Source organism: Brachybacterium sp. ACRRE (genome assembly GCF_022346485.1).
Classification (GTDB): Bacteria; Actinomycetota; Actinomycetes; order Actinomycetales; family Dermabacteraceae; genus Brachybacterium; species Brachybacterium halotolerans.
On record NZ_JAKRMO010000002.1, the window covers coordinates 96,804 to 108,323 of the forward strand.

Below are 11,520 nucleotides of genomic sequence, written 5' to 3' on the forward strand. Positions count from 1 at the left end.
GTGCGATCGGGGACGGACGGGTCACTTGAGCGCGCCGGCGGCCATGCCGCCGATGATGCGGCGCTGGGCCAGGAAGAACAGGAGCAGCATCGGGGCGGCCGCGATGACGGTGCCCGCGAGCAGCGCGCCCCAGTTCGTGTAGCCCTCCTGGCTGCGCAGGAAGAGCAGGCCGATGGGCAGGGTGCGCATCGAGGCGGTCGAGGTGACGATCAGCGGCCATACGTACTCGTTCCACTTCCCGACCAGCACGATCAGCGTCGCGGTGAGGATCATCGGCCAGCTCATGGGGACGACGATGAGCACCATGCGGCGCAGATGGCCGGCGCCGTCGACCTCGGCGGCCTGCAGGATCTCCGGGTCGATGGTGCGCATCTGCTGGTAGAGCAGGAACATCGCGAACGCCGAGCCGATGCCCGGCAGGATCAGGCCCTGATAGGTGTTCAGCCAGCCCAGGTTCCCGACGGTGATGTAGTTGACGATCAGGGTGACGTGGCCGGGCAGCATCATCGAGCCGATGAGGAACAGGAACAGGAAGCGCTTGATCCGGAAGTGCACGAAAGCGAAGGCGTAGGCGCACAGGATCGCGTTGAACATCTCCAGCGCCGTGCCCACCGACGTCGTGATGATCGAGTTCACGAGGAACCGGTCGAAGGGCGCGGCGTTCCAGGCGGAGGAGAAGTTGTCCAGGTGCAGAGAGGTGGGGAACCACTTCAGGGGCCAGGAGTAGATGTCGGAGTTCGACTTCACGGCCCCGCTGAACAGCCAGTAGATCGGGACCAGGAACACCAGCAGCGAGGCGATGACGAGGATCGTCAGCACGATCGTCTGCCAGAGCGGCCGACGGACGGCGCCGGCGGTGCGGTCCTGCGGGCGGCTGCGGCCCGGGAGCAGGCGGGAGAGCGGGCCGGGTGTGCGCGCGGTGGTGGTCATGACGCGTAGTTCACCTTCTTCTCGCCGAAGCGGACCTGCATGAACGTGAGCACCAGCAGCAGGACCAGCAGCACCGTCGCGGCGGAGGAGGCCTTGCCGATGTCGAACTTCTGGAACGCCTCCTCGTAGATCATCCAGCTGAGGGTGGAGGAGGAGATCCCGGGCCCGCCGTTGGTGAGGATCGAGATCAGGTCGAAGGCCTGCGCCGCCGCGATCACCCCGGTCACCGACAGGAAGAACGTGATGGGGCTGAGCAGCGGGAGCACCATGTGGCGCAGCATCTTCACGCCGTGGGCGCCGTCCAGCGAGGCCGCCTCGAGGATGTCCTTGGGGAGGTCGAGGATCGCCGTGTAGTAGATGACGGTGACGAAGCCGAGGCGCTGCCAGAGGTAGGCGACGGTGACTGCGGCCAGCGACCAGTCCGAGGTGGTCGTCCACTGCGGGGAGTCCATCCCGACCAGGTTGAACAGGAAGCGGGAGAGGCCGAAGCTCGGGTCGAACATGAACAGCCAGAGCATGCCGACCGCGGCGCCCGGGAGCATGTGCGGAGCGAAGGCGAAGGTGCGCACCATCCCGGTGAAGGGCACCTTCGTCGCCAGCAGCGTGCCCAGCAGCACGCCGCCCACGAGCGATCCGACCACGGTGACCGTGGTGAACACGAGCGTGTTCAGCATGACCGACCAGAACTCCGGGTCGGTGAACAGGTCGATGTAGTTCTCGAGCCCCACCCATTCGGGCATCGGCGCGACCAGGTCCCAGTCCATGAAGCTCAGCACGATGTTGTAGATCGCGGGCCAGTAGGAGAAGACGAGGATCGCCGCGAGGTTCGGCAGGATCAGCAGGCAGAACAGCAGGCTCTCGCGGATCAGCCGGCGGCGGCGCACAGGGCTCATCGGCCGACGGCGCAGAGGCGGCCGGGGCGCGGCCTGCCCGGCGTCGGCCCCCGTCTCCCCGGCATCCGGGGTCGTGGGAGCCGGCGGGGAGAGGACGGCGGACCGACCGGCCGTCGTGGCGGGGACAGCGGCGGAGGAGGACATGCGGGGCTCCTCGGGATCAGGGGACGAAGAGGGGTCTCGACGCGCCTCGCGGATCGCTGCGGAGATGCCCTGGACGGTGCCGCCGAGCGTCGGCGGGCCGGTCCGGAGACCTGCTCCAGGTGGCTTCCGGAGGCGGGCTCCGGGGCGAGGCGATCTCACCGTAGGAAGGGCCGGGAGGACGGGCAATGTTCGCGAACGAGGCGTGACGCGGCGGTGGCCTGGACATGGAACGCCAGGTGAGAGCGCTCCCAAAGACGAGGTGAGGGGCGCGCGGGTCTCGCGGGCGCCCGGTTCGGGGGCCGACGTCGGCAGGGGTTCACGCAGAGTTCCGGAGACGTTGAGGCGAACGCCCTGCGCTCGTCGCGGGCGCTCCTCGGACCGGTTCCGTGGTGTCACCCGGGCGCCATGTGATCGTCGCGGAGCTGTGATGGGGGCCGTGCAGAGTGCCGTCGACCCCTCTCCACCGGAGGACAGAAGATGCAGCCCTCGCCGTACCAGTCGCAGGATCCCGGGCCGTCCCCGCGCCCCGCGTCCGCACCTGCGCGCCCCACCTCGACCATGGACGACGTGGCCCGGCGCGCCGGCGTCTCGCGCTCCACGGTCTCGCGGGTCTTCCAGCCCGGATCGAGCGTCTCCGACGACGCGAAGATCCGCGTGCACGAGGCCGCGCGGGAGCTCGGCTACGTGCCGAACCTCGTCGCGGGCGGGCTCGCCGGCGGGCTCACCCAGCGCACCGTGCTGGGTCTCGTCGTCCGCGACGCCACGAACCCCGCCTACGGGCTGCTCATCGGCTCCCTGCAGGCAGCCGCGCAGGAGCGCGGGCGCCACCTCATCAGCGTCTCCGCCTTCCCCCACGAGTACGGCCCCGAGGAGGTCGTGGGGCTGCGACGGCTCGTGGGCATGCGCGTGGCCGGGGCGTTCGTCGCCACCGGCGTCACTCCGCCCGAGGACATCGTCGCCGCGAACGCCTCGGTCCCGGTGCTGGTCGTGGGCCGTCCCAACGACGATCCGCGCCTGGAGTCCATCAGTTACGACGAGGCCGCCCACGGCCGGATGATGGCCGACCGGATCCTCGCCCTCGGGCACCGCCGGGTGGGACTTCTCGTCGCTCCCGTGCTCTACTCCCGCGTGTTCGAGCTGCGCATGCGCAGCGTGAGGGAGCGGCTGCACGAGCGCGGGGCGGTGGTGCGCGAGATCGACCTGCTGCCCGTGCGGACCGGTGTCGCCGCCGCCCTCGATGTGGCGGCGAGCGAGGACCTGAGCTGCATCGTCGCTCCCGTCGACTACGCGGCCCTCGAGCTCTGGCGCGCGGCCCGCACGCGCGGCGTGCGGATCGGGGAGGACGTCCACCTGGTCGGCTTCGACGGCATCAGCGACGGGCTCGACCTGCTGGGACTCACGACCATCCGCCTGCCGATCGAAGCCGTGGCGCACGAGGCCGTGGAGCGGATGGTCGAGCTCACGGACGCGAGCGAGCGGGGCGCCCAGGACGGGGCCGACGGGCCCGGAGGGGCGGCGCGGCACGTTCTGCGCGTCGGGCGGCTCATGGAGGGGAGCTCGCTGGGGCCCGTGGGGTGACGCTCGGTCGCGGGAAGGCGGTCTCGGCCGTGGGTGTCATGGGACGATGCGTCGCATGACCGCACGGACAGGGCAGGAGCGCGGCCGTGGCGCATCGCGTCCGAGGCACTGGCCGATCGCGGTCGTCCTGCTCGCGGTGTTGGCTCTCGCAGGGGGAGTGGTCGTGGTGGGGCGGAGCGTCGGCGTGCAGCCCGTGACCTGCACTGTCGTCTCCGCGAAGCCGCAGGCCTCGGGCGGCGGAAGGCACTCCGCTCCTGGCGCCAGCGTCTATGTGACGACGGTGGAGTGCGGTGCCGTCAGGATCCGCGATGGTGTCACGCGGGAGAACATGGCGCTCGTGTCGACCCGGGTCGACGACGCCGCGACGTGCACCTTCGATGCCTCCTGGTGGGACCGCACCGTGAAGGACTGGCTGGGGATGACCGCGCGGGGCGCGGTCACGTGCACGACTGAGGACGGTGCCCGGGCCGTCGGTTGAGCGTCGCGCGGGGCGAGCGGTCATTCGAGTGCCCATGATCTGACGACTTTCGTGCTCGGGAGGCATTGCCTGGCAGGATCGGACGGTGCTGTCCTGCAGACCGGGCGGCGCCGTGGCCTTCGTTGCCGTGTGTCGGCAGGCCGGATCCGGGCGCCGGCCTCTCTGCGTGTCGGCGTGGACTATCTGCCCGTCGGCTCGTCGACCGCGTCCGCCCGTCGGCCCGCCCGCCGAGCGACCTCGTCCCGAGGAGGACCATGACCCCCGCCCCCGATGCCCCCGTCCTGTCCTTCGAGGACGTCACCTTCCAGCGCTCCGGGAAGCTCATCCTGCCGGGCGTGACCTTCGCGATCGGTCGGGGCGAGCACTGGGTGATGCTGGGCGCGAACGGTGCCGGCAAGAGCACGATCCTCGGTCTCGCCGGTGGGAACGCGCACCCCACGAGCGGCACCGTCGGCATCCTGGGGGACCAGGTGGGCCGCGTCGAGCTGCGGGCGCTGCGCGAGCGCATCGGGCACGTCGACCCGCGCCACCTGGTGCGCTCGCCGCTCACGATCGAGGAGGTCGTGCTCACGGGCTTCACCGGCACCGCCGAGAAGATGATGCGCTGGGTCCCGGAGCCGTCGCAGGTCGATCGGGCCCGCGAGCTCATGGACATGCTGGGACTGGGCGCCAAGCGCGAGTCGACCTGGCCCACGCTCTCCCAGGGCGAGCGCGGCCGCGCCCTCATCGCCAGGGCGCTCGTCACCGATCCCGAGCTGCTGCTCCTGGACGAGCCGACGACGGGCCTGGACGTCGCCGCCCGCGAACAGCTCATGGAGACCCTCGAGGTGCTCCCCGGCACCCACCCCGGCCTCACATCACTGCTGGTCACACATCATCTCGAGGAGATCCCGACGACTGTCACCCACGCGCTGCTGCTGCGGGACGGCGTCCCCAGCGCGCACGGTCCGATCGGGGAGGTGCTCACCACCGAGGCGGTCTCCGCGGCCTTCGACCATCCGATCGCGGTGCGCCACGAGGACGGCCGCTGGAGCGCACGCTCGATCCGGCGGTGATGCGGACCTCGGGTCACGAGGTCGAGGGGCGCGGCACGACGAGCGGCCGGCCCGTGGTGGGATCCTCGATGACGACCGAGGGCAGGTCGAACACCTCCTCGACCAGGCGCGGGGTGATGACCTCCTGCGGGGGTCCCTCGGCGACGATCCGGCCGTCCCGCATGGCGATGATGTGGGTGGCGAAGCGGCACGCATGATTGAGGTCGTGGAGCACCGCGACGACGGTCCTGCCCTGCGCGTTGAGCCGGGCGCAGAGCTCGAGCACGCCGATCTGGTGCGCGATGTCCAGGTACGTGGTCGGCTCGTCGAGCAGCAGGAGGTCCGTCTGCTGCGCGAGGACCATGGCGATCCAGGCCCGTTGCCGCTGCCCGCCCGAGAGCTCGTCCACGAGGCGGGTCGCGAGGTCCCGAGTGTTCGTCGCCGAGAGGGCCGCCGCCACGGCCGCGCGATCCTCCGGCGTGTTGCGGGAGAAGGCACCGCGATGGGGGAACCTGCCGCGTGCCACGAGGTCGGCGACGCGGATGCCGTCGGGCGCGATCGAGGACTGCGGGAGCAGGCCGAGTCGCGTGGCGACCGCTCGGGGCGACAGCGAGCGGATGTCCTTCCCGTCCAGGACGATGTGGCCGGTGCTGGGCTTGAGCAGGCGCGACATGGACCGCAGGAGCGTGGACTTCCCGCACGCGTTCGGCCCGATGATGACGGTGAAGGAGTCATCGGGGATCTGCACGTCGAGGGTCTCGATGACGGTGCGCTCCCCGTACCCGATGCTCGCCCCGCGCGCCGACAGCCGCGACGATGCGGCCCCGGCCCCGCTCGCGACGGACGACGGGGGAAGACCGTCGAGCTCTGCCACGCTGGTCGTGCCTGTGTTCCCGGCATTCATCGCAGGTGCTTCCTTCCTTCGGAGATGAGCAGCCACACGAGGTAGATGCCGCCGACGCACACGGTGACGACGCCGACGGGCAGGGGGCTGGTCGGGTTGATGCGCTGCGCGGCGTAGTCGCTGACGATGAGCAGCAGGGATCCCATGAGCGCCGCCGGCGCGATGCCCATGCCGTGCGAGCGCGTCAGGCGCTTGGCGATCTGCGGAGCGGCGAGGGCGACGAAGGAGATCGGTCCCGCGATCGCGGAGACCAGGGCCACGGCCGTGATGCCCGTGAGCATCAGCGCGAGCCGGGTCGCCTCCGCCCGCACGCCCAGGGCGGATGCCGACTCGTCGCCCATCTCCAGGATGTGCATGCGCTCGGCGAGCACGACGCAGGCGGCGCAGAGGGCGATCACCGTGATGATCGTCGGTCGCATCTGCTCCCAGGAGACCCCGTTGAGCGATCCCGCGCCCCACACCGCGACGCGCATGGCGTCCTCGATCTCCGCGTGCAGCACCAGCCAGGTGTTGACCGCGGAGAGCATGGCGGAGACGCCGATGCCCACGACGATCAGGCGGAATCCCTGGATGCCGCGTCGGCCGGCGCCTCTCGTGATGGACAGCAGGTAGACGACGAGCGCCGTGGCGGTGCCGCCGATCAGCGCGCCGGCTGCGGTCCCCAGGTACGAGCCGCCCAGCAGCAGGATCACGATGAGGGCGCCCGTGTACGCGCCGGTCCCGAAGCCGATCACGTCGGGGCTGCCCAGCGGATTGCGCGTCAGGGACTGGAAGATCGCGCCCCCGATGCCGAGTGCGGCCCCGAGCAGCAGCGCCATCAGGCCGCGCGGCAGTCGCCACTGCTGGACCACGAGGACCGTGCCGCCGTCCCCGGCGCCGAACAGGGCCGGGACCACCTGCCGCACGGGGATCGTGAGATCGCCCGTGCTGACGGCGAGGACCAGCATCGCCATGCAGGCGATCAGGATCGTCAGGCACACGCCGAGCGTGCGCAGCGTGAGGGGGAGGTGCCCTCGTCGGAGGGTGGGGAGCCTGATGGCTCGTGGCGCCCGCGGGCCGGCCTGCGGAGCGGGGGAGGAGCTCGAGGCGGGGGCCTCGGCGGTGCTGCGGACGGTCACAGGGTCGACACCGCCTTCGAGCGCACCATGGCGATCAGCACGGGGGCACCGAGGAACGCGGTGACGACGCCGACGGGGAGCCCGCCAGGGGCCGCGACCCGAGCGACCACGTCCGCCGCGAGAAGCAGCACCGGCCCGCCGAGGGCCGACAGGCCCAGGATCCACCCCTGGTTCGGGCCCGTCGCCCAGCGCACCACGTGGGGGACCATCAGCCCCACGAATCCGATCGGGCCGGCGATCGCGGTCGCCGCCCCGCAGCACAGGGTGATGCCCAGGATGCCGATCGCGCGCGCCCGTCCGAGCCGCACCCCGAGGGTCGCGGCCAGGTCGTCGCCGAGGGCGATCGCGTTGAGGGAGCGCGTGGTCAGCAGCGCCGCGAGCAGGCCGACGACGATGAACGGCACGGCCCGCAGGGACGGGCCCAGGCCGCGCACGGACAGCGAGCCCGCCGCCCACGACCGCATGGCATCGAAGGCGGCGGGGTCGAGCAGGGTGATCGCGGTGGTGAACCCCGAGGCGACGGCCGCGAAGGCCACGCCGGAGAGCGTCAGCCGCACGGGATCGCCGCCGCTGCGCCCGGCCGCGCCGATGGCGAGCACCGCCACCGTGGCGACCAGTGCGCCGACGAGCGCGAGCCAGAGCTGGCCGGTCATCCCGGCGATGCCGAGCAGCGAGGTCCCGGCGGCGACGGCGAGTGCGGAGCCGGCGTTCACGCCGAGGATCCCGGGGTCCGCCAGGGGGTTGCGCGTCAGCGACTGCACGAGGGCCCCGGCGACGGCCATGGCGGCGCCGACGACGAGTCCGCCGAGGGTCCGCGGGACCCGTGATCCCCACACCACGCGCCCGTCGACCGTGGACTCGTCGTGCTCCATGAGCGCGCGCAGCACCGTCCCGGGCGGGGTCTGTCGGTCCCCGATGCACAGGCTCGCCAGGATCGCGAGCGCCACCAGCAGCAGGAGGCCGACGGCGAGCACGAGCCGGCCCGTGCCGCCCACCCGGATCGGCTCCTCCGTCTCGACGCCCGGGAGGGCGGGCGCGTCCGCCGGCCCCGGGGGTGCGGCCGGCCCTCCGGGGACGGCCTGTCCCCGAGGCGGGGCCGCGCCGGCGGTGGGGGTCACTTGACGACGTCCTCGGCCTTCTCCAGCACCTCTGCGAGGTCGTTCAGCCACGCCGTCTGCACGGTATAGGAGTACGCGCGCTTGTCGTCCCAGCTGCCCACCTGGTCGGCCTCGACGGCGGGGAGCGAGGTCCACAGTGGGTTCTCCTCGTAGCCGGTCGACGTCTCCGCGAGGAGGATGACGTCGGCGTCGTAGTCGCTGATCTTCTCCCAGGTCGACGTGGCCCAGGCGCTGTCCTCCGGGGCCTCGGGGCCCACGAGCTTCAGCCCCAGGTCGGCGAGCATGGTGGTGACGCCGAGGGTGTCGCTCGTATAGATGTCGTCGCCGGCGATGTTCAGGGCCATCACCGTCAGCCAGTCCTTCTTCTCCTCGGCGACGGTGCTCACGCGCTCCACGGCCGTGTCGAAGTCCTTCTTGGCCTGCTTCTGCTCCGCGGTGTCGACATCGGCGCCGAGCGCCTTCGCGATCCCGGTGTAGCGGTCGATCATCTCCTGGGGCGTGCCGCTCATGCGGACGGGGAGGAAGGGCGCGACCTCGGCGACCTGCGTGGTCACCTTCTCGTCCCACCAGGTCCAGCCGTCGCCCTTCGCGTTGCCGACCCCGATGACGATGTCCGGGGTCGCTGCCGCGAGCTTCTCGAGGCTGAACTCGGCATCGAGGCCGATGATGTTCTCCTTCTCGAGGTCGAGGTCCCCCTGGCCGCCGGCGCCCTTGCCGTAGCCGAACACTCCCGCGAAGGTGATCCCGAAGGGCTGCAGGGCCGCGGCCGAGTAGATGTCGGCGACGATCTTCTGCGGCTTCTCGTCGAGCTCGACGGTCAGGCCGTCGTATCCCTCGGGCTCGTACGAGAAGGCCCCGGAGCCGGAGGCGCCGCCTCCGTCGCTCGCCGTCGAGGCGGAATCGGATTCCGCGGACGAGCAGCTGGCGAGGGCGAGGAGGCCCGGGACGGTGAGAGCGAGGAAGCCGCGACGGCGCATGCGAAGACTCCTGGGGACGGACGCCCGGCGGCACCGCTGTCGCGTGCTCGGGGCGGGGGAACAGGGATGGGGAGGAAGTGGGGACACATATGGTGACAAGGCAAGGCTTGCCTAATATCACTCGAGGTTAGCGTCGGCCCGTGACGAGCCCGGTGGGGCGGAGCTGATTCGAGACGCACCTCACGGCGACGGCCGGCCGGCCGCGCAGCCCAGCGCGCGCCTCCCGACGCGGATCAGCGGCAGCGCTTCGTCACCTGTCCAGCTGGACGAGCGCTCCCGCCATCTCGCTGCGGTCAAGGGTGCGATGGGCGAAGTCGAGCGCGGGGTGCCCTCCGACCCGGATGCCGCGGCGCGCGTGCCGCAGCAGCTCGACGTCGTTCACGTCGTTGCCGACGGCGGTGTACGAGCCGTCGAGGATGCCGAGGCGGCGCAGGGCGGAGTGCTTGGTGACGCCGCTCGGCGCCACGTCGATCAGGTGCTCGTCGGGATGGACGGACACGGTCAGGCCGGCGGCTCTCAGCTGCTCGATGACCTGGGGATCCTCGGTGAACAGCACCGCCTTCGCGTAGTCGGGGAGCGCGCTGCGCGGCACGTTGCGGGCGAGCCCTCCGGCGTCGAGCTGGCGGAAGATGCGGTGCTGCTCGTCGCCCGTGAACGAGTAGTCCCAGGGCCCGTCGACGAGCGCGGGCAGGGAGCGGGCGTCGATGATCCTGTCGAGCAGGGCCCTGGCGGGGGCGGGGAAGCCGACCACTTCGACGTCGGCGTGCGGTGCACGCCGCACGAAGGCGCCGTTCCCGCCGATCAGGGCGCTGCCGGCGAGCTCCTCCGGGAGCACGGGCAGCAGGTCGCGCACCGGGCGCGCGGAGGCGAAGACCAGAGGGTGCCGCGCGCGGACGTGGAGCAGGGCCTCGACGATGTCGGCCGCGAGGGTGCGGCCGTCGAAGCAGAGGGTGCCGTCGACGTCGAGCACCACGGGCTCGCCGGCGGCGCCGTCCCCTTCGGCGACGCCGCCCCCGTCGGGGGCGCTGCTCCCGTCGGCGACGCCGTCCCCGTCGGCGGCGCCGTCCCCGTCGGCGATGTCATGGACCGGCGCATACGGGACATCTCTGCCAGATATGGCAGAGATGTCCCGTATTTGCCGCTCGGCGACAGCCGCCTGGCGCAGTCGATGCCGCTCGGCGACGTGCTCCCGGCGCGCCCGGTGCACGTCGGCCCCGTGGGCCCCACCGGCCGCGCTGTCACCGCCGGCCCCGCCAGGATCGCCGGCTCCGCCGTCCCCGCCGGCCCCGCCGGCCCCGCCAGGATCGTCGCCTTCCGGGATCACGGCACCCGGTGGCCCGCCGCGCGGAACAGCTCGTACCACTCGGCGCGGGTGAGCGGCAGCTCCGAGCCCGCGGCGGAGTCGGTGACGCGCTGCGGCGTGGTGGTGCCGAGCACGACCTGCATGTTCGCCGGGTGCCGGGTGATCCAGCCGGTCGCGATCGCCTCCGGGGCGACGTCGTACTTCGCGGCGAGGCGGTCCACCACGGCGTTGAGCTCCGGGTACTTGTCGCTGCCCAGGAAGACGCCGTCGAAGAAGCCGCCCTGGAAGGGCGACCAGGCCTGCACCGTGATGTCGTTCAGGCGGCAGTAGTCGAGGATGCCGCCGCCGTCCAGGACGTTGGACTGCTCCTCGCCGCTCATATTCGCGGCGATGCCCTGCGCGATGATCGGCGAGTGCGTGATCGACAGCTGCAGCTGGTTGGCCACGAGCGGGCGGGTCACCGAGCGCTTGAGCAGGTCGATCTGGCGGGGCGTGTGGTTCGAGACGCCGAAGGCGCGCACCTTGCCGGAGGCGTGCAGGTCGTCGAAGGCGCGGGCCACCTCGTCGGGCTCCACGAGCGCGTCGGGGCGGTGCAGCAGCAGGATGTCGATGTAGTCGGTGCGCAGCGCCGTCAGGGAGCCCTCGACGGACTCGATCAGGTGCTCGTAGGAGTAGTCGAAGTAGGGGCCGTCGGTGACGATCCCGGCCTTCGTCTGGATCGTGATCTCGGAGCGCTCGTTCGCGTTCAGGTGCATCGCCTCGGCGAAGCGCCGTTCACACAGGTGGTCGCCGCCGTAGATGTCGGCGTGGTCGAAGAAATCGATGCCCGCGTCGCGGGCCGTGTTCACGAGGGTGCGGATCTCCTCGTCGGACTTGTCGTTGATCCGCATGAGGCCCAGCACCACGTTCGGTGCCGTGATCTCGGTGCCGGGAAGGGGGAAATGCTTCATCGCAGAGACTCCTGTGTCGTCATGAGATCGGCCGCGGACGCGGTCGGGCCGGTGAGCGGCGCTCGCCGGGGGCAGAAGGGGCGGGGGCTGGAG

Annotated in this window: 11 protein-coding genes; 3 read left to right on the plus strand and 8 right to left on the minus strand. The window is 71.6% G+C overall.

What is annotated here, in order from left to right:
- Positions 1-21: 21 nt before the first annotated feature.
- Both MHY49_RS01270 and MHY49_RS01275 read right to left on the minus strand, forming a co-directional pair.
- On the minus strand, positions 22-930 hold the full coding sequence (locus MHY49_RS01270) for a carbohydrate ABC transporter permease (protein ID WP_239201922.1): 909 nt from the start codon (positions 928-930) through the stop codon (positions 22-24).
- Positions 927-1,967 (minus strand): carbohydrate ABC transporter permease, encoded by a 1,041-nt coding sequence (locus MHY49_RS01275; protein ID WP_239201923.1) that lies wholly within the window; start codon positions 1,965-1,967, stop codon positions 927-929. Before MHY49_RS01275 ends, MHY49_RS01270 begins: the two co-directional genes overlap by 4 nt.
- Positions 1,968-2,444: 477 nt before the next feature.
- Here MHY49_RS01275 and MHY49_RS01280 point away from each other — a divergent pair, with 477 nt between their 5' ends.
- The 3 genes from MHY49_RS01280 (at position 2,445) to MHY49_RS01290 (ending at position 5,078) form a co-directional block, all read left to right on the plus strand.
- Positions 2,445-3,545, plus strand: a complete 1,101-nt coding sequence (locus tag MHY49_RS01280) for a LacI family DNA-binding transcriptional regulator (protein ID WP_239201924.1) — start codon at positions 2,445-2,447, stop codon at positions 3,543-3,545.
- A 55-nt stretch (positions 3,546-3,600) separates the two neighbouring features.
- The gene (locus MHY49_RS01285; RefSeq protein WP_239201925.1) at positions 3,601-4,023 is read left to right on the plus strand and encodes a hypothetical protein; all 423 of its coding nucleotides are present in this window, start codon (positions 3,601-3,603) and stop codon (positions 4,021-4,023) included.
- A 254-nt stretch (positions 4,024-4,277) separates the two neighbouring features.
- Positions 4,278-5,078, plus strand: coding sequence for an ABC transporter ATP-binding protein (locus MHY49_RS01290; protein ID WP_239201926.1), 801 nt, complete (start codon positions 4,278-4,280; stop codon positions 5,076-5,078).
- 13 nt (positions 5,079-5,091) lie between these two features.
- On the opposite strand, the gene MHY49_RS01295 is transcribed toward MHY49_RS01290, so the two are convergent.
- From MHY49_RS01295 to MHY49_RS01320, 6 genes are all read right to left on the minus strand, one after another.
- On the minus strand, positions 5,092-5,961 hold the full coding sequence (locus MHY49_RS01295) for an ABC transporter ATP-binding protein (RefSeq protein WP_239201927.1): 870 nt from the start codon (positions 5,959-5,961) through the stop codon (positions 5,092-5,094).
- Positions 5,958-7,079 carry an iron chelate uptake ABC transporter family permease subunit gene (locus MHY49_RS01300; protein ID WP_239201928.1) on the minus strand — a complete coding sequence of 374 codons (1,122 nt, stop codon included), beginning with the start codon at positions 7,077-7,079 and terminating at the stop codon, positions 5,958-5,960. The genes MHY49_RS01295 and MHY49_RS01300 overlap by 4 nt, the downstream gene beginning before the upstream one ends.
- Positions 7,076-8,197 carry an iron chelate uptake ABC transporter family permease subunit gene (locus MHY49_RS01305; protein WP_239201929.1) on the minus strand — a complete coding sequence of 374 codons (1,122 nt, stop codon included), beginning with the start codon at positions 8,195-8,197 and terminating at the stop codon, positions 7,076-7,078. The genes MHY49_RS01300 and MHY49_RS01305 overlap by 4 nt, the downstream gene beginning before the upstream one ends.
- A complete protein-coding gene (locus MHY49_RS01310) occupies positions 8,194-9,174 on the minus strand; it encodes an ABC transporter substrate-binding protein (protein ID WP_239201935.1) in 981 nt (326 codons plus the stop codon). The genes MHY49_RS01305 and MHY49_RS01310 overlap by 4 nt, the downstream gene beginning before the upstream one ends.
- A gap of 250 nt (positions 9,175-9,424) precedes the next feature.
- Complete coding sequence (locus MHY49_RS01315) at positions 9,425-10,498, minus strand: HAD hydrolase family protein (protein ID WP_239201952.1); 1,074 nt, start codon at positions 10,496-10,498, stop codon at positions 9,425-9,427.
- On the minus strand, positions 10,495-11,427 hold the full coding sequence (locus tag MHY49_RS01320; protein WP_239201954.1) for an aldo/keto reductase family oxidoreductase: 933 nt from the start codon (positions 11,425-11,427) through the stop codon (positions 10,495-10,497). The genes MHY49_RS01315 and MHY49_RS01320 overlap by 4 nt, the downstream gene beginning before the upstream one ends.
- Positions 11,428-11,520: the final 93 nt, after the last annotated feature.